This window comes from Seonamhaeicola maritimus (assembly GCF_008056315.1).
Taxonomy (GTDB): domain Bacteria; phylum Bacteroidota; class Bacteroidia; order Flavobacteriales; family Flavobacteriaceae; genus Seonamhaeicola; species Seonamhaeicola maritimus.
This window is the reverse complement of the sequence record NZ_VRKQ01000008.1, coordinates 307,304-326,766: the sequence shown is the minus strand read 5'-3', so window position 1 is coordinate 326,766 and position 19,463 is coordinate 307,304. Positions and strand designations below refer to the sequence as shown.

At 32.3% G+C, this 19,463-nt stretch carries 17 protein-coding genes; 4 read left to right on the top strand and 13 right to left on the bottom strand.

Translation table 11 applies throughout. The features are described from left to right. Positions 1-26: 26 nt before the first annotated feature. Positions 27-2,243 carry a S9 family peptidase gene (locus FUA22_RS01380; protein ID WP_147765842.1) on the bottom strand — a complete coding sequence of 739 codons (2,217 nt, stop codon included), beginning with the start codon at positions 2,241-2,243 and terminating at the stop codon, positions 27-29. 223 nt (positions 2,244-2,466) lie between these two features. On the opposite strand from FUA22_RS01380, the gene FUA22_RS01375 reads away from it, so the two are divergent. Then, positions 2,467-3,804, top strand: a complete 1,338-nt coding sequence (locus FUA22_RS01375) for a hydroxymethylglutaryl-CoA reductase, degradative (protein ID WP_317132085.1) — start codon at positions 2,467-2,469, stop codon at positions 3,802-3,804. Between the two features lie 2 nt (positions 3,805-3,806). Further along, positions 3,807-4,718 carry a GYDIA family GHMP kinase gene (locus tag FUA22_RS01370; RefSeq protein ID WP_147765838.1) on the top strand — a complete coding sequence of 304 codons (912 nt, stop codon included), beginning with the start codon at positions 3,807-3,809 and terminating at the stop codon, positions 4,716-4,718. Between the two features lie 83 nt (positions 4,719-4,801). On the opposite strand, the gene queA is transcribed toward FUA22_RS01370, so the two are convergent. From queA to rsgA, 8 genes are all read right to left on the bottom strand, one after another. After that, positions 4,802-5,851 carry a tRNA preQ1(34) S-adenosylmethionine ribosyltransferase-isomerase QueA gene (queA, locus tag FUA22_RS01365; RefSeq protein WP_147765836.1) on the bottom strand — a complete coding sequence of 350 codons (1,050 nt, stop codon included), beginning with the start codon at positions 5,849-5,851 and terminating at the stop codon, positions 4,802-4,804. A 113-nt stretch (positions 5,852-5,964) separates the two neighbouring features. Continuing rightward, positions 5,965-7,188: a 3-phosphoshikimate 1-carboxyvinyltransferase gene (locus FUA22_RS01360; protein WP_147765834.1), complete on the bottom strand. Its 1,224-nt coding sequence runs from the start codon at positions 7,186-7,188 to the stop codon at positions 5,965-5,967. Positions 7,189-7,303: 115 nt separating this feature from the next. Next, positions 7,304-7,630 carry a nucleotide pyrophosphohydrolase gene (locus tag FUA22_RS01355; RefSeq protein ID WP_147765832.1) on the bottom strand — a complete coding sequence of 109 codons (327 nt, stop codon included), beginning with the start codon at positions 7,628-7,630 and terminating at the stop codon, positions 7,304-7,306. Next, a complete protein-coding gene (locus FUA22_RS01350; protein ID WP_147765830.1) occupies positions 7,631-9,640 on the bottom strand; it encodes a DUF3857 domain-containing protein in 2,010 nt (669 codons plus the stop codon). It abuts the gene before it with no gap. Between the two features lie 5 nt (positions 9,641-9,645). Next, entirely contained in the window at positions 9,646-11,556 is a 1,911-nt protein-coding gene (locus FUA22_RS01345; protein ID WP_147765828.1) for a DUF3857 domain-containing transglutaminase family protein, read from the bottom strand. A gap of 66 nt (positions 11,557-11,622) precedes the next feature. After that, the gene (locus FUA22_RS01340; protein WP_147765826.1) at positions 11,623-12,159 is read right to left on the bottom strand and encodes a metal-dependent hydrolase; all 537 of its coding nucleotides are present in this window, start codon (positions 12,157-12,159) and stop codon (positions 11,623-11,625) included. Further along, a complete protein-coding gene (gene dtd, locus FUA22_RS01335; protein WP_147765824.1) occupies positions 12,160-12,612 on the bottom strand; it encodes a D-aminoacyl-tRNA deacylase in 453 nt (150 codons plus the stop codon). Continuing rightward, positions 12,613-13,563, bottom strand: coding sequence for a ribosome small subunit-dependent GTPase A (rsgA, locus tag FUA22_RS01330; protein WP_147765822.1), 951 nt, complete (start codon positions 13,561-13,563; stop codon positions 12,613-12,615). Between the two features lie 88 nt (positions 13,564-13,651). On the opposite strand from rsgA, the gene FUA22_RS01325 reads away from it, so the two are divergent. Next, a complete protein-coding gene (locus FUA22_RS01325; RefSeq protein ID WP_147765820.1) occupies positions 13,652-14,101 on the top strand; it encodes a hypothetical protein in 450 nt (149 codons plus the stop codon). 56 nt (positions 14,102-14,157) lie between these two features. On the opposite strand, the gene FUA22_RS01320 is transcribed toward FUA22_RS01325, so the two are convergent. Genes FUA22_RS01320 through FUA22_RS01305 form a run of 4 tightly spaced genes read right to left on the bottom strand, consistent with a single transcriptional unit; the run spans position 14,158 to position 18,074 of the window. After that, complete coding sequence (locus FUA22_RS01320) at positions 14,158-15,240, bottom strand: bifunctional 3-deoxy-7-phosphoheptulonate synthase/chorismate mutase type II (RefSeq protein WP_147765819.1); 1,083 nt, start codon at positions 15,238-15,240, stop codon at positions 14,158-14,160. Positions 15,241-15,250: 10 nt separating this feature from the next. Further along, positions 15,251-16,102 (bottom strand): prephenate dehydrogenase, encoded by an 852-nt coding sequence (locus tag FUA22_RS01315; protein ID WP_147765817.1) that lies wholly within the window; start codon positions 16,100-16,102, stop codon positions 15,251-15,253. Positions 16,103-16,104: 2 nt separating this feature from the next. Further along, positions 16,105-17,250, bottom strand: coding sequence for a pyridoxal phosphate-dependent aminotransferase (locus tag FUA22_RS01310; protein WP_147765815.1), 1,146 nt, complete (start codon positions 17,248-17,250; stop codon positions 16,105-16,107). Beyond that, a complete protein-coding gene (locus tag FUA22_RS01305; RefSeq protein ID WP_147765813.1) occupies positions 17,247-18,074 on the bottom strand; it encodes a prephenate dehydratase in 828 nt (275 codons plus the stop codon). Before FUA22_RS01305 ends, FUA22_RS01310 begins: the two co-directional genes overlap by 4 nt. Before the next feature lie 280 nt (positions 18,075-18,354). Between FUA22_RS01305 and gldA the strand changes: the two genes are divergently transcribed. Further along, a complete protein-coding gene (gene gldA, locus FUA22_RS01300; protein WP_147765811.1) occupies positions 18,355-19,251 on the top strand; it encodes a gliding motility-associated ABC transporter ATP-binding subunit GldA in 897 nt (298 codons plus the stop codon). The last annotated feature ends 212 nt before the right edge of the window (positions 19,252-19,463 follow it).

The following is a 19,463-nucleotide window of genomic DNA, read 5'->3' as shown; positions in this document are numbered from 1 at the left end:
ATTGGTTAGTTTTTTTTATCCTTTTATCACTTTTTATCCCCTGCCTTAGACACCTTTCTCTTATCTCCTAATTTATTAATAATAAAACTTGTCATTTTCTTATGTAAATGTAGGCTTGTATTACCGCCATAAATACCATGATTTTTATCTGGGTATACCGCCCAATCAAACTGTTTATCTGCCTGTACCAGAGACTCAACCATTCTCATAGTATGCTGCACATGCACATTATCATCTCCAGAACCATGAATTAGCAAATAATCTCCTTTAAGCAAATGGGGATAATAAAAAGGGGAATTATTATCATAACCAGAAGGGTTTTCTTGAGGTGTTCTTAAAAAACGTTCCGTATAAACAGTATCGTAAAACCGCCAATTTGTTACAGGTGCCACTGCTATTGCCATTTTAAAAACATCATTACCTTTTAATAGAGCATTTGTAGAAACATGCCCACCAAAACTCCATCCCCAAATACCAATTCGTTCTTTATCTATATAAGGTAATTTACCCAACGTTTTCGCAGCTTCAATTTGATCTTCCGTTTCATACTTTACCAAATTTAAATAAGTGGATTTTTTAAAATCAGCGCCTTTAAATCCAGTACCTCTACCATCAACACATACAATTATATAACCTTTATTAACCAAGGTATGAAACCATAAATATCTTTCTGGACGATACCAACTATTGGTAACTCTTTGAGAACCCGGACCTGAATATTGATACATTAATAACGGGTATTGTTTTGATTCATCAAAATCTACAGGCTTCATCATCCACATATTCAAGTCGTTTCCATTTATATGAATGGTACTAAATTCCTTATGAGACAATTTGTAGTTTGAAAGTTGCTCTTCTAACCTATGGTTGTCTTTTATACTTTTAATCAATTTACCCGTTGAGGCGTTATTTAAAGAATATTTAATTGGCGTTTTAGCATTAGAATAAGAGTTTATAAAATAAGTGAAATCTGCGCTAAATGAAGCGCTGTTGGTGCCATCTATATTAGTAAGTCTCTTTTTACTCCGTCCATTCAACTTTACTGAAAAAACATCTCTATTTATTGAACTGTTTTCTACAGACTGATAGAATACCCGGTCTGTTTTATCATCATAGCCATAATACTGTGTTACATCCCAATTACCAATAGTAACTTGATTTATCAAATCTCCATCTTCAGAATAATGATAAATATGATTATATCCGTCTTTTTCGCTTAACCAAAGAAAACTATTGTCTTTTAGAAAATTAATACCATATCCTTCTTCAATATAAGCATCATCTTTTTCCACCAACACTATTTTAGATTCACTAGTCTTTGTATTTATTGCCCAAATATGTGCTTCGTTTTGATGTCTATTTAAATATATGGCACATAATTTATCTGCTTTATTAGTCCATTTAAGCTTAGGAATATAAAAATCATCAAAATTATTATCTACCTTTAATTTATTAGTATGTCCGGACTCTAAATCATATACATGTACTGACACAAGAGAATTTGCTTCTCCTGCTTTTGGATACTTAAATACATGTTGGGTTTGGTAAAGTCCAGTTCCGTATACATCCATTGAAAATTCAGGAACTTTTGTTTCATCAAACTTAATATATGCAATTTTGGTATTTGACACATTCCAATCAAATGCCCTTACAAAGGCAAATTCTTCTTCGTAAACCCAGTCGGTAATTCCATTAATAATTCTATTGTATTCTCCGTCTGAGGTTATCTGAGTAACCCTATCAGCAACTAAATCCTTTATAAATAAGTTATTATCTAAAGCAAAAGCAACTTTGTTACCATCAGGTGAAAACATCGGCTGCTGAATCTTTTCATTATGAACTTTTACAACCTTTTTTGTATTAAAATCGTAAACAAAATAAACACCCTTAGTTGAATGTCTATAAAGCTGTTCTACTTCTGTTGCCAATAGCACCTTTTGTTCATCAGTACTAAACGAGTAATCACTAAAATACCTTAACTCTGGAATTGTTTCTGAAGACACCAACCTTTGTGCCTTTTCTAAAGTTTTATAATTATAAACATCAATAAATGTTGACCCCGTATTTCTATCAAAATTTAAAACCGAATATTGCTGTCCATTAGCCAAAGAATGCAGCACATCCATACGCTCTGTTCTAAATGAGCCATTCCAAATATTTTCTAAAGTAATTTCTTTTTTTTGCGCGTTAATAAATGAAGTGAAAAGCAAAAAAACGCAAAAAGAAAACTTAAGGTATTTCATATAATATATTATATTATTTGATCAATTAAAGTAAAACAATCCAATAACTATTCTTACAATTTAAAATTGAAAATAACCTATGTTTAGTTAAAAAAAATGTTTTTTACTTAAAATGATGTCAATTTTACTAAATTTTCTTCAAAAAACAGCAATTATTAACACTTAATTAAGCCGTAACAATTAAGATATTCAATATTCATACCAAGAGTAGTATCTTTGCTCGATAAACACCCTTTTTATGAGTAAATCTATTGCTGGTTTTTCAAAGCTTTCAAAGTCAAAAAAAATTGATTGGATTGTAGACACCTATTTCGCAAACGCGGAAAGCGCTAAAGGTATTTTAAAACAATATTGGAATTCCGATGAAAAACTACAACAGCTACATGATGAATTTATTGAAAACACAATTACCAATTATTATTTACCTCTAGGTGTAGCACCTAATTTTTTAATAAATGATAAGTTGTACACTATACCAATGGCTATAGAAGAAAGTTCTGTAGTAGCTGCAGCCAGTAAAGCTGGGAAGTTTTGGCTAGATAGAGGTGGTTTTATAACCAATGTGATTTCTACTACCAAAATTGGGCAAGTACATTTTGTTTTTAAAGGTGATTTTGAAAAGCTCGGTCAATTTTTTGACATTGTAAAGCCCAAACTTATTCAAGAAACCAAATCCATTACTGCCAATATGGAAAAACGTGGAGGTGGCATTTTAAATATTGAACTAATAGATAAAACTGAAGACATTAATGGCTACTACCAGCTTCACGCATCATTTGAAACACTTGATGCTATGGGGGCCAATTTCATAAATTCATGTTTAGAACAATTTGCGAAAACTTTTAAAAATGAAGCTCTTAATTTTGATTTGTTTTCTGAAGAAGAAAAACAAATTGATATAATTATGAGCATCTTATCTAATTATGTTCCAGATTGTTTAGTTAGAGCAGAAGTTAGTTGTCATGTAGACGAATTATCTGAAAACTCTTCAGTTTCAGGTAGAGTATTAGCCGAAAAATTTGTACGAGCTGTTAATATAGCAGAAATAGAACCTTACCGAGCCGTAACCCACAACAAAGGCATAATGAACGGTATAGATGCGGTGGTTTTAGCCACCGGAAACGACTTTAGAGCTGTTGAAGCTGGTGTTCATGCTTATGCGGCGAGAAAGGGAAAGTATAGTAGTTTAACTCACGCGAAAATAGAAGACGACACGTTTAAATTTTGGATTGAAATCCCATTGGCTTTAGGCACTGTTGGTGGATTAACTAGTTTACATCCTTTGGTAAAATTAGCTCTGGAGTTATTGCACAAACCATCGGCAAGAGAATTAATGCAAATTATTGCAGTTGCAGGTTTAGCACAAAATTTTGGTGCAATACGCTCTTTAACAACCACGGGAATTCAACAGGGGCACATGAAAATGCATTTGATGAATATCTTAAATCAATTTGAAGCCACTAACGTTGAAAAACAAACTTTAGTTGAGTACTTTAAAAACAACACCGTAACTCATAGTGCAGTTGTTGAAGCTATACAAAAATTAAGGGCGAAAAATTAAGCATGCAAAAATTTTATAGCAACGGGAAACTTTTACTTTCTGGAGAATATGTTGTTCTTGACGGGGCCAATTCTCTGGCCATTCCTACCAAGTACGGTCAATCTCTTACAGTAGAACCTATTGACGAACCTATAATTTCATGGAAAAGTTTAGATGAAAAAGGAATTGAATGGTTTAATGGTACATTTAAATTTTCTGATAGCGAGAAACTCAAATCCATGCAGGATGATAATACAACTATAAGATTACTACAGATACTTAAAGCTGCAAAACAACTTAACCCCAATTTTTTAAATTCCAATAGCGGATATAACATAACCACCGTTCTAGATTTTCCTAGAAACTGGGGACTAGGTACATCATCTACTTTAATTAACAATATTGCCCAATGGGCAAAGATTAATGCTTTTAAGCTTTTAGAACTCACTTTTGGAGGAAGCGGTTATGATATAGCTTGCGCTCAAAACAACAACCCTATTAGCTATCAAATATTAAATAATAAGGTTTTCATTAATCTCCAGGAGTTTAATCCTGAATTTAAGGAACATCTCTATTTTGTTCATTTGAATAAAAAGCAAAACAGCAGAGAAGGAATAGCTCATTATAGAGCCCAAGACAAAGAAAATGTAAAAACAGTTATTTCTGAAATTAACACTCTTACTTCAAAAATGATTCATTGTGATTCTTTGGATGAGTTTGAAAGCCTGATAAACCAACATGAATTTTTGATAGCTAAAATCACTAATCAAACACCGGTTAAAGGACTTCTATTTAACGATTTTAATGGCAGTATTAAAAGTCTTGGAGCATGGGGTGGTGATTTTGTTTTGGCAACCTCAAAAGCGCATTCAATCAATTATTTTATCAACAAAGGATATAAAACTATAATTCCCTATACCGAAATGGTATTGTAAAATAGATTCAATACTTCGTTCTTAAATACAATAAAAAAAAAGCCCCGATAAACGAGGCTTATATTTTGATATTTAATACATGATTAAATAATTAACATGGCGTCTCCGTAGCTATAGAATTTGTACTTTTCTTTAACTGCTTCTTCATAAGCTTTCATGATAAAATCATGACCTGCAAAGGCAGAAACCATCATTAACAACGTAGATTTTGGTGTATGAAAATTGGTAATCATACAGTTTGCTATACTGAAATCATACGGCGGAAAAATAAATTTATTTGACCAACCATCCATTTCATTAAGCATACCTCCTGATGATACCGCACTTTCAATAGCTCTCATAGCAGTTGTACCCACAGCACAAATACGCCTTTTATCATTAATAGCTTGGTTAACAGTATTCACAGCAAATTTATCAATAGTGATTTCCTCACTATCCATTTTATGCTTTGAAAGGTCTTCTACTTCAACAGGATTGAAGGTGCCTAAACCAACGTGTAGAGTAACCTCTGCAAAATTAACACCCTTAATCTCTAAACGCTTTAAAAGGTGCTTTGAAAAGTGAAGCCCTGCAGTTGGTGCAGCTACCGCTCCTTCGTTTTTAGCGTAAATAGTTTGGTAACGGTCTTCATCTTCTGGCTCAACGTCTCTTTTTATATACTTTGGAAGCGGTGTTTCTCCAAGTTCGTTTAATTTTCTTCTGAATTCTGAATAAGAACCATCATATAAAAAACGAAGAGTTCTACCACGAGATGTTGTATTATCAATTACCTCTGCCACTAAAGTGTCATCATCACCAAAATAAAGTTTGTTTCCAATTCTTATTTTACGTGCTGGATCTACCAAAACATCCCATAATCTTTGATCTTCATTAAGTTCTCTTAATAAAAATACTTCTATTCTAGCTCCAGTTTTTTCCTTATTACCATATAGTCTAGCAGGAAAAACTTTTGTGTTATTTAAAATTAAAACATCATCTTCATTAAAATATTCAATAATGTCTTTAAACAATTTATGTTCAATGGTTTGCTCTTTTCTATTTAGAACCATTAGGCGTGCTTCATCTCTATGTTCTGAAGGGTATTCTGCTAAAAGTTCTTGTGGTAAATCAAAGCCAAAATGTGATAATTTCATGTAAAAATCTTTATAAAGTGATACATTTTTGAAGTTTTATGAATTCTCATAAAATTCTAAAAGTTGCAAATATACAATCTGAGGATAGGGGTTGTCAAGTAAATACCTGATTATTATTTGGTAATTTTAAACCCGATAGATTTTAAGTCATCCCAAAAGGTTGGATATGATTTGGAAACCACAATAGCATCTTCTATAATTATTGGTACTCTTAATGCTAAAGGCGCAAATGCCATTGCCATTCTGTGATCATTATATGTACCAATAGATACCAATTCTTTGATATTGTTTGCAGCTTTTAAGTGTAATGATTTATCGGTAATTTCAACCTCGCCTCCTAACTTTTCTATTTCTGTTTTTAAAGCTACTAATCTATCTGTCTCTTTAATTTTTAAGGTGTGAAGCCCTACTAAATCACAAGACATTCCTAAAGCAAAACATGTCACTGCTATAGTTTGAGCTATGTCTGGCGCATTCTTTAAATCTAAATTTAAATGTTCTAAGACTGTAGCTTCCTTTTTTAAAGTAATTGAATTACCATTAAAAGAACTACTTACACCAAATTGCTTATATATTTCAACTAAAACAGAATCTCCCTGTAATGAGTTTTCTTTGTATGAAGACAGGGTAATTTCTGTCCCTACTTCACTTAAGGCTGCGATACTAAAATAATAAGATGCCGATGACCAATCTGATTCTACAGTTAAAGTTGCAGGTTGATGATAATTGGCTGATGGTTGAACCCTAATTACATTTCTTTCAAATGAAGTTTCTACGCCTATTTCATCCAACAAGCTTAAAGTCATCTTTATATATGGAACGGAGGTAATCTCTCCTTCTAAAGTTATCTCTATACCATTTTCAAGTTTTGAAGCAATTAATAATAACGCTGAAATATACTGGCTACTAACATTAGCAGCCAAAGACACTTTATTTTTAATAAGCTTTTTTCCCTTAATTTTAATTGGCGGATAACCTTCATTCTCAGCATACCTAATATCAGCACCCAAGTCTTGTAAAGCCTCAACTAAAATTTTAATAGGGCGCTCTTTCATTCGTTTGGAGCCTGTTAACGTAACGTCTCTACCTTCCTGAATAGCAAAAAAAGCTGTAAGAAATCGCATTGCTGTACCGGCATGATGAATATCTATTACCTCAGAATTTGTAGCCAATGCATTAGTCATTAGGTTACTATCATCTGAATTGGATACATTTTCTAGATTGAAAACGGGGTACAATGCTTTTAATAGCAATAACCTATTAGACTCACTTTTTGAACCTGTAATTTGAACTGAAGACTGTTTAACTACATCAGACTTTTGAAGCGTAATTTGCATGCTTTTTAAATAGTGTTTTTAACAAGCAGCAAATTTACAGGATAATGAAGATTAATACTATGAATCTTGTTTATTTTTTTAAAAGGCCTCTTAAAGTTTTAATTTGAGATAGTTATCATTTTAGCTTTTCATTATTATGATGTCTATCATGATCACGTTTTGCTTTCTTATCCATTCTTTTATCAAAAGCTTGTTGTAAATCTACTCCCGTTTGGTTTGCAAGACACAATACCACAAATAAAACATCGGCCAATTCTTCGCCTAAATCTTTATCCTTGTCGCTTTCTTTTTCGCTTTGCTCTCCATAACGACGAGCTATGATACGTGCTACCTCTCCCACTTCTTCAGTGAGTTGAGCCATATTGGTAAGCTCATTAAAATAACGTACTCCGTGTTCATTAATCCAATTGTCTACAATTTTTTGAGCGTTTTTTATATCCATTTATACTTTTGTTAAAACTACCTGTTCTGCTTCTTTTTCGATAAATGTATTAAAATATTTTTTTAACGCCTCATAATATATTGGAGACACAATAGGTTGATTAACCTGAGAAGCAACCGATACTTGAATTGTACTACCATTACCAACAACTTTATATTGAAACGATCCTAAGTTATCAGGCAATCCAATTGCCGCTGATTCTGGCACACTTTCAATCTTATAACCTTCTGGGATATTTATAATCATTCTATAAGAAGTTATAGACGGGTATCCAAAATCTACTGGAAACTCTCTCTTCTCCAACTTAAAAGGGTTTTCACTAGTTTTTAAATAGAATAATGGTGAAAAGTACATTTTATCACCAATAATATCTACTTGACTTTCCTTAACAAACTTGTAAGATTCTTGGATTGGTTTAGATAAATCTAAATCATTTTTCACTTCATAATCAGAAATTTCAATACCATTGTATTTATTTTCTAACTTCTCTAAATAGTCATCTTTATTAGCTTCGTTATAACTATTCCTGAATGATAATGCCCTGTGGTTAGTTTTTATACTTCTATAACTTCCTTCTAATGTACCCTCTTCATCAATTTTCACCATCATTGTCATTGAATTCTTTGATTTAGTTTTAGGATACAAATCAATTAACCCAGACCCTCCATTTTTAGCCACAATTCTCCCTTGCCAATTCAAAGCCCTATAAGGCAATACGTTTGGTACTGAATATTTATCTGTAGCGTCTAATAACGCCACCGAACCATCTGGTAACTTAACCCATGTAACTACATAGTTATAGCCTTCTCTAGTAGGGAATAGAGGTATTCCATGAGTTCTTGTGCTAACTAAAACAGGGTTTGCATTTAAACCAGCATGACGCAACATTGCGGTAAGCATTAAATTAATATCACCAGAACTTCCAACATGATCTTTATAGGCTTTTCTAACTCCATCACCGGAATAGTAACCATAATAACCATTCCATTTTACTTGAGATTTTATAAAATCGAAAATCAGACCCATTCTTTTTACTGGATCTGAAACCGAACCTATTAGGGCATCAATATCTTTTTGAAAGTATGTAGTCTTCTTTAGTTCTTCTCCAAAACTTGAACTTTTATAAGCATTATTAACTACATCTTCCCATGTGGTAGAATAATACTTTACAGTTGATTGTGGAAATTTAGTAAAGGACAACTCATATTTTATAGAAGACCGATAGTTATTTATACTGTTCACATAAGGTTCATTTTTTAAAGCTGGTACATTTTCTAAATTATACCTTGAAATCTGTTTAGTAAACTCTACTTCAGAACTACTATATGTAGTACGTACGGTATACTGACCTGACCTAGTTTTATTATTAAAAACTATAGAACCACGTTTGCTTTCAACCTCAGGGACAACAGACAAAAAACCTTTAGTGTTAACCTTAAAATTAAAATACTCTGGTGTACTGAAACTTGCTTCTAACTTTTTAATAGGGATGTTATGTTGAAAAACAAATTCATCAACATTAGACCAAAAAGGAGAGGTTATTTGATATTTATATTCAATTACACAGCCTGGTTTTATATTAGGCATGGTGAATTTAACTTCATTGGAGTACTTATTATCTTTTGATTCGAAAATACCACTTTTGTTAAGCTTGACATCAATTACTTTTCCTCCTACCAAATTATAAGTATTAGCCTTTATATTAGAAATATCTTCCTCATTACCCCCATTGCTTTTATATAAGCTTATTTTTTTGGTGGCATAATCAAAACCTTCTTGATTGTAAATTTTTATACGTTCATGAATATCAGTTTTTAAAACGAAACCTTCCTCTTGTTCATACTCAAAATAACTCTTCCTGTATTTGTATAGATAGGTAGCATTTGCCGTTGAATCTAAAGGATTAACTGTTTCTTCTAATTCTTCTTTTGACACTTTTCCGAATTTAATATTCTGCGAAAAAGTTGTTACTGTAAAACTCAAAGTGAGGATTAATACTAGTACTCTCATTTAATTTATTTTTTGATTAATGCTATTTTTGCGTTGTCTTTTTTTGAAACTTCTTTATAAAAATCTCTAAAACCACTATAATCTTCTTTGGGAAAATCACCATCCTTTATAATAAACTCTCTATTGTAAATCAAGGTGTTTTCGTCTTTAACCTCAAGTTCCATTTTGTAGCTTCCAAATTTATTTTCCATAGAAATATTTTGAGGCTGTGATTCAATTTTATAATCTGATGGTAATTTAATTTCAACTACATCTACATCTTTAAAACCTCTTTTAACTTGCAAAGGCAGTTTCCTGTTTCTATATCTATCAGGAACATGTCTGCTTCTATTTAAAGCATTGAGAGGCACCAACATTCTTTCTCCAATAACTTTAGAGTAATTGGATGCATTAAAGCCAATATCTTCAATAAATTCTATGTTATCTCTGTCATTTTTGATGGCCATTTCTTCAATATTAAGTCCATTAATGTATCGCCATCTCTCTTTATATTCCGAATCCAAATCTCTATCTGTTACAAAGGCCAAACCATACTTACTATCATACTGAATTCCTTTGGAAACCACTTTAACTTTTGCTTCAATAGCACCTTCATTAGAAATATTACAAATTCCGTGTATAGTTTGTAAATTTTCCTCAACATCATACTTTTTTGTATGGACAATTTTGCCCCCTTCAGGAGTAATAACTAATACATCTCTATCGTCTGTAAAATCGCCAATAAAGCCGAACGGAAATTTTTGACTAGTACATTCCAACCAAATATCTTCTGCATTTTCCTGCGGAATATTAAGAATAACATGGTTTCCTTGCATTGCAGCAAAATCCTTCTCTAAACTTCTCTGAGAACTTTTAGCATAAACAACCGTATAATGAGATTCAACTCCTGCAGCCTTTAAAAGCGCCATAGTGTAATTAGTTAACGCTTTACAATCTCCATACCCGAGTCTGTCAACCTTTGAAACATTAAAAGGTTTCCAACCTCCAATACCAACTTGAACACTTATATACCTTACTTTATCTTGAACATATTGATATACTTTTTTAGCTTTTTCGATATCATCAGTTTCTCCCTCAACCAAATTTTCTATGATAGAACGTGTTCCAGCAGGTAAATCTTGAGTATCTTTTATTAAATCATGGTACATCCATTTTCCGAAATCGTTCCAATCCTCCACTTGAGTTTTAACACCTTCTAAAGTAAATTGATTAGATGTCACCAAAACTCTTGGCGCCATAACCGAAAATGACGGACTATAATCTTCTGGCTTTATAGCTTCTAAATTCTCAACCTTATAGCTGATTTCATTATCCAATTCTTCTTTTTCTAAATCAACTTTTTCAAAATTCTTTTCCTTTGTCCTAATATTTATCCCAGATGGATAGCTGATACTGTAAGCACTGTTTTCTACGCTCAAAAAATAATTGTTTACCGGATAAAAAGACTGAATAAATGCCGTATTACTATTTACTTTTTCACAAATAAACTCAATAGTGTACGGATAATCTATTGGTGTATATTCTAAATATTTCACTCTAGAATCAGAGTACAAAGTACCCCCATCAACAGCACTTACATCCTTAAAATCATTCTTTTTCACCTTCTTTATTTGACTTCCAAATGCATTATATACCAAGACTTGAAGATCCTTTATCCGATCATTATTATCATAATGAACATAGGCTCCAACATTGTCATTCCCTTTTTTATTTAGTACGGTAATAATTCGTTTTGTTGTAACATGCATTTCGCTGGAAGATTTCAAAATAATATTTACACTATTTTCTCTTACAACAGCATTTGCATTTTGTATAAGATTATCAGGAATTGTAGCACTTGTATATAATTTTTCTTGAGAAAAAATGGTGAAAGATGAGAAAAGCAGAAGTATACTCGCTATGTGTTTAACGTTCATAACGTAGGAATAGAATTTATTAGGGTTAAATGTATTATTCTTATTTACTTTAAGATATGAGAAAAATCATGTTTGACTTAAAAACTTACTTTTCATCTTAATAAGTAAAAATCTTACAACTAAAATAAGAAAACATGGAACAAAAACAAATTTGATTTCGCTATAAATCACCCTAAGACCCCATGCTGAAAAAAACTTTTGAATACCTAGTGGAGATACTTGAATCCCTCTAAAAGGAAAAAAGAAACGTTCATTATTAAAAGGAATAAAGAACCCTACACCTCGTCCACCTGATGTCATGGCATCTAAAACACTATGTGATACCGTGGATAAAAGAATAACCACAAACCAAATAAGTTTGTTTTTTCTGCCTAATGTAAACGCCAACAAAAACGCCCATAAAAATGCAAAAACTATAGAATGTGTAAAGCCTCTATGACCTAACGGATGCATATAAGGAATACCAAGCTTAAAGGCAATTACATCAAAATCTGGAAAAATAGCAGAAAATATAGCCGCAATAACCAGCCATTTTAAACTTTTATTATCTATAACTTTTGTAAACGTATAACCTACAATGCCATGGGCAAATAATGACGCCATTTATTCCTTATTTTTAGAATCTATAATAATGGTTACTGGACCATCATTTAATAGTTCTATTTTCATATCTGCACCAAACTCGCCTGTTTGAACATTTTTACCCAAATCAATTTCTAACTGTTTCACAAAAGCTTTATACAGTGGAATGGCCACATCAGGCTTAGCAGCTTTAATATAACTAGGTCTGTTGCCTTTTTTGGTTAAAGCATGCAAGGTGAATTGACTCACAACAATTGCATCTCCATTCATGTCTATTAAAGACTTATTCATCACGCCGTTTTCATCTCCAAAAACGCGTAGGTTCGCCACCTTATTTGAAAGCCATTTAATATCCTCTTGAGTATCCTCGTTTATTATTCCTAAAAGGACTAAAAGTCCGCTACCAATATCAGCTACTTTCCTGTCATCAATAGTAACACTTGCTTTAGAGACTCTTTGAACAACTACTTTCATCTAGTTATTATCCCAATTATCAGTTCTATAGTGCTCATCTTCTCCTTCAATAATTTGCAAATAGCTTCTATATCTAGAATACGAAATCTCATCATCATCCAAAGCTGCTTTTACCGCGCATTTAGGTTCCTTTAAATGTAAACAATTATTGAATTTACAGTCTTGCTTTAAGGCGAAGATTTCGGGAAAGTAATCACCAACCTCTTCTTTATCCATATCAACTACCCCAAAGCCTTTTATACCAGGCGTATCAACAATTTTAGCATCAAAACTTAAATCGAACATTTCAGCAAAGGTAGTGGTATGCTGCCCCTGCATATGCAAAGTTGAAATCTCCTTGGTTTTAAGGTTTAAATCTGGTTGAATAGCATTTACTAAAGTAGATTTACCAACACCTGAATGACCAGAAAACATACTCACTTTACCCTTCATTAAGGCTTTTACCTTATCAACATTTTTTCCGGTTTTAGCTGAAACCCCAATACACTCATATCCTATTTTTCTATAAACATGTGCAAGATACTTTACTTCTAAAATTGTTTCTTCATCATAAGCATCAATCTTATTAAATAGCAAAATAGTTTTTATGGAATAAGCCTCTGCTGTCACTAAAAACCTATCTATAAAACTGGTTAATGTTGGCGGGTTGTTAATGGTAATCATTAAGAAAACCTGATCTAAATTAGCTGCTATAATATGAGTTTGCTTAGACAGGTTTACAGATTTACGAACTATGAAATTTGTTCTATCATGTATTTTGTAAATGACCCCAGTTTCCTCATTATTATGTGTCTCCAGCTCAAAATCCACAACATCACCAACTGCAATAGGATTGGTACTTTTAATACCTTTTATTCTAAACTTGCCTTTTATTCTACACTCATACACTTTACCCAACTCGGTCTTAACCGTGTACCAACTTCCTGTAGATTTATAAACTAGTCCTGTCATAATGAAGTTCAAAAGTAACCTAAAATAATTATTTTAATTGTAAGAATACATATATATTAGTCTATCAATTTTAAACAAAAACAACAACATGAAAAAATTATTAATGGTGCTGGCTATTTCATTAGTTAGTTTTTTGGAAATGAATGCTCAGGTAGAGTTTAAGGTAATTACAAGTATAGAGTCAATTGTTCCGAATGGATTGGGTCGTTCCAGACTTATTTCAGCTACAGCTGATAGAGATTTTGAAGCATATACTTCAGAACAAACTGAAGAAGATAATACACGAAACAAATCGAAAAGAAAGGAGATTCGTGTTAAAGATTTTGAGGAAACAAAACTTTTGAACTTTTACAATATTGGAGGAATTCGTTTTCAAAATATAGCATCAAACGATGCGCTAATTTCTTCTAAAATCACTGCTATGATAGCAGAAGGCTGGGATTTGGCTTTTGTTACTAGTGCTGTTGAAAGTGCGGGAGACAAAGATCCTAATGGTATTTTTATTACCCGATACATCTTTAAACGAAACAAACAGTAATCTAAAAAGAAAGCCTCACAAATGTGAGGCTTTCTTTTTATTTTAAAAATTAAAAACTATCCGTTAATTATCTTTTCTTGGTGATTAATTGATTCTTGGTGAACAGCTTTAAACATTTTTAAGATAAATTCTTCACTTAAACCATGTTCTTGTCCTTCAAGAATTATTCTTCCTAAAATTTCGTTCCAACGTTTGCTTTGTAATACTGCAACGTTTTTATCCTTTTTTAGCTTTCCAATACCATCAGATACTATCATACGCTTTCCTAACAATTCAATGATTTCATGATCAACAATATCAATCTTAGCTCTTAAATTATTTAAAGCCTGATTGTATTCCGCTTCAGCATCAGCTTCTTTTTTCACTTTCAAATCACGCATAATTTGCACCAAACTGTTTGGGGTTACCTGTTGTGCAGCATCACTCCAAGCATTTTCAGGATCATGATGTGTTTCTATCATCAAACCATCAAAATTAAGATCTAATGCAATTTGAGACACATCAAATACCATATCTCTCTTACCTGTAATATGAGATGGATCATTTATTAATGGAATGTCTGGGAATTTATTTTGAAACTCAATAGCCATTTGCCAATTAGGGTTGTTTCTAAACTTAGTTTTTTCATAAGTTGAAAACCCTCTGTGAATAGCACCTATATTTTTAACACCAGAACTGTATATTCTTTCTATTCCTCCTAACCAAAGAGCTAAATCTGGGTTTACAGGATTTTTAATTAACACAGGTTTATCTGTACCATTTAAAGCATCGGCAATTTCTTGCATTATAAAAGGAGATACTGTTGAGCGGGCTCCAATCCATAATAAATCTACATCATGTTCTAATGCTAACTTTACATGTGCAGCATTAGCAACCTCAGTACAGATTTTCATACCTGTTTCTTCTTTTACTTTCTGCAACCATTTTAAGCCTAATGCACCAACACCTTCAAACATACCAGGACGCGTTCTAGGTTTCCAGATACCAGCTCTAAAATAAGTTACATCTGTATCTTTTAACTCATGTGCTATTTTTAATACTTGCTCTTCTGTTTCTGCACTACATGGACCTGCTATAACTAATGGATGATCTAATTGTAAATCATCTAACCATGTTCTCATTTCTTTTTTGTTTTCCATAATTTTACTCTTAACTAATTCCTTTTAATATGTCTTTTATGTGATTGGTGTTTTTCATCTCATCAAAAATAGCCTCAAAATCATCTTGTTTCATAAGCTCTTTAAACTGAGAGAGATTATTTATATACTCTTCCAAAGTTTCAATAACATTGGTTTTGTTTTGTTTAAAAATAGGTGTCCACATTTCTGGTGAACTTTTGGCAAGCCTTACTGTAGAAGCAAATCCACTTCCTGCCATATCAAAAATATCTCGTTCATTTTTTTCCTTTTCAATCACCGTTTTCCCTAACATAAATGAACTAATGTGTGATAAATGCGATACGTAAGCAATATGCTTATCATGTGCCTCCGGATTCATATATCGAATACGCATGCCCAATGTTTTAAAAATATCTAAAGCATTTTCTTGAAGCTTAAAAGCTGTTTTCTCAACTTCACAAATAATATTCGTTTTCCCTTTAAACAAACCATTAATGGCTGCACTAGGGCCAGAATGTTCTGTTCCAGCAATTGGATGAGCTGCTAAGAAATTCCTTCTTTTAGGATGGTTTTCCACTGCTTTACAAATATCCTGCTTGGTTGAACCTGCATCAATTACTAATCCGTTATCTGAAACTTTATCTAAAATTGTTGGTAATAGTTTTACTGTAGCATCAACAGGAATTGAAACCACTACTAAATCTGCATGCTGAATATCATCTAAAGTTGCTTTTTTATCAATCAAGCCAAGAGATAGGGCTTGTTCAAGCGTAGCGTCTTTTCTACTAATTCCGTGAATAACCACATCAGGATTATGCTCCTTAATATCCTTAGCAAGACTTCCACCAATTAACCCAACTCCTATAAAGTATAAATTTTTCATCTTTATTTAACTCTTGCTATACATTCTTCAATATCTTCAGCCGTAGCGCAAAGCGAAAACCTAATATAACCTTCACCCTGACTACCAAAAATTGTTCCTGGTGTAATGAAAATATTGTTATTCTTCAAAATAGTATCTATAAATTCTTCCGACTTTAAATGTGATGGCAATTTAGCCCAAACAAACATGCCCGTAGCCTCACTATCATAAGTACAGTTAAGAGCATCGGCCAATTTCCAAATTAAATCACGACGTCTTTTGTAAACACTATTCAAAGTAACATACCACATTTTAGAGCATTTTAAGGCTTCAATAGCCCCTTTCTGAATACCGTAAAACATACCGGAATCCATATTACTCTTCACCTTTAAAATATTACTAATTAGTGTACTGTTTCCTAAAACCATTCCTACGCGCCAACCTGCCATGTTAAAGGTTTTACTTAACGAATTAAGCTCTAAGCAAACATCCTCTGCACCTTCAACATTAAGAATACTCATTGGGTTATCGTTAAGTACAAAGCTGTAAGGGTTGTCGTTTACTATTAAAATATTATGTCGCTTTCCGAAATCAACTAAGCCTCTAAATGCTATTTCTGAAGGTTGCGCCCCTGTTGGCATATGTGGATAGTTTACCCACATTAATTTCACTTTGCTTAAATCTAATTTTTCAAGCTCATCTATATTTGGCAACCAATTATTCGCAGCATCCAATTCATAAAAAACAGGTTCTGCTCCAACTAATCTAGTAACCGATTGATACGTTGGGTATCCTGGATTTGGAATTAGCACCTCATCACCTTCATTTAAGTAAGCCATAGAAATATGCATAATACCCTCCTTACTTCCCATTAAAGGAAGAATTTCTGATGTAGGATTCAAGCTTACAGAAAAATGCTCTCTATAAAATGACGCCATAGCTTCACGCAACTCTGGCATTCCTTGATAGCTTTGGTACTTATGCGCATTGGCATCTTGTAAACTACCTGAAATAGCTTCAACAACCTTTTGTGGCGGCTGCATATCAGGGCTTCCAATACCTAAATTAATTACTGGTTTTCCACTAGCAATCATCTGGTTTACCTCTCTTAATTTTCTTGAGAAGTAGTATTCTTCTACGGTATGCAATCTGTTAGCTACTTCAATCATAACTTTGCATTTTTATATTCACCTAATATTTTAAAGCCTTCACCCATTATATCAATAACCGATTTTGCCTTTTTAAAATCATTATAATCTCCAAAAGTAACATCTACAAAAAAGGCATATTTCCAAGGCGTTTCAATAATTGGCAAGGATTGAATTTTGGTTAAATTCAATTTGCAATCACTCATAACATTAAGAATAGTGGCTAAACTTCCTCTTTTATGATCTGCTTCAAACTTTAATGAAGCCTTGTTTATTTCATTTTCTGGAACTTCAGAATTAGTTCGTTTTACAATAGCAAAACGTGTTTCGTTGTGTTTAATGGTTTGAATACTTCTTCCTAAAATATCTAACTCAAAAATTTCCGCAGCCAAAACACTGGCAATTGCACCTATCCCTTTTAATTGATTTTCATGAATTCGTTGCGCCACCTCAGCAGTATCTTTATCTTCAACCAACTTAATATGCGGGTATTGCTTAAAGAAATCTTTACATTGTAACAATGCCATAGGGTGCGAGTATACTTCTTGAATATCTTCAATATTCTGCCCTGGTAAAGCCATTAAATTATGCTGAACATCAACGTAATGTTCGCCTACCAAATGCAAGTTGAATTTATCTATTAAAGCATAATTAGGAATAATAGAACCTGCTATTGAATTCTCTAAGGCCATAATAGCTGCGTCGCAATCTTCAGATATTAAAGAATCTACTACCTCATCAAATGTTAAACATTCAATATTACTTACATCCTTATCAAAAAATTGCTGTGACACAATGTGATGAAAAGATCCTTTTACTCCTTGTATGGCTACCGTTTTAATCATAAAAAAAAGTCTCGATTTTCACCGAGACTTATATTTAAATTTATTGTTTTAATTTATACATATAACGCCTCGTTCCTTTAACTAAAAAAGAAATAATAAAAGCTAAAATATGTATAAACCGTTGTTGTTCTCATAATTACAGCGGCTAAAGTAGTTAATATTTTAAGAAATCAAAATTGTAGAATTAAATTTTTATAGTTTTTTTTGAAGTTTTAAAGATTTTATAGCAAAACTTACTTTACATTGGATAATCATTTATTTTTGAACAAATATTTTAAATATGTCTATAGAGGTTGAAAATATTTCGAAGCTTTACGGTAACCAAAAAGCGTTAAATAGAATCTCATTTAGTGTTGATAAACCAGAGATTGTTGGGTTTTTAGGACCTAACGGTGCAGGTAAATCAACCATGATGAAAATATTAACTACCTATATTCAGCCAAATGATGGTATTGCTAAAGTAAATGGCTTTAGTATAAATGAACAATTAAAGGAGGTACAAAAAAGTGTTGGCTACTTACCTGAGCACAATCCTTTATACCTAGACATGTATATTAAGGAATATCTTGCTTTTAATGCTAATATATATAAGGTAACAAAAGAACGTATTGAAGAGGTTATTGACCTTACTGGTTTAACTGTAGAAGTAAATAAGAAAATAGGGCAGCTATCAAAAGGCTATAGACAACGTGTAGGATTAGCAACTGCATTATTGCATGATCCGGATGTTTTAATTTTAGATGAACCTACAACGGGATTAGATCCTAATCAATTAGTAGATATAAGAAACTTAATAAAATCTATTGGGAAGACAAAAACAGTATTCTTGTCTACACATATTATGCAGGAAGTTGAAGCTATGTGTGACCGTGTTATTATTATAAGAAAAGGAGAAATTGTTGCCGATAAAAAGTTAAACGAATTACGTGATGAAAAAGAACAAATAGTTATCGTTGAATTTGATTATCGGGTTGAAGATGCTTTTTTAAAGAAACTTCCGAAGGTTAAAAAAGTTAAAAACACACATGACTTTGTATATGAAATTACCTTTGCCACATCTGAAGATATGCGCTCTTATGTTTTTGACTTTGCTCATGATAACCAATTAAAGATTCTTCAACTAAATCAAAAAAATGCTAGTTTAGAGAGTTTATTTAGAGAATTAACTACAGACTAGTCTTTTAAATTTCAATCTATTTTAATTTTACAACTACAATCCTTAATTATTTACATCTTTTTTGTCTAAATTGGTTAACCAATTTATTACTTTAGCAAAAACCATGACAAATATCATCTTTACTACAATAATGGGGTAGTAATTTTGTTGCAGTATTAATTTTGAATTAAACCTCACATAGAGCTAAGTTTTAAATAACACAATACAGTATC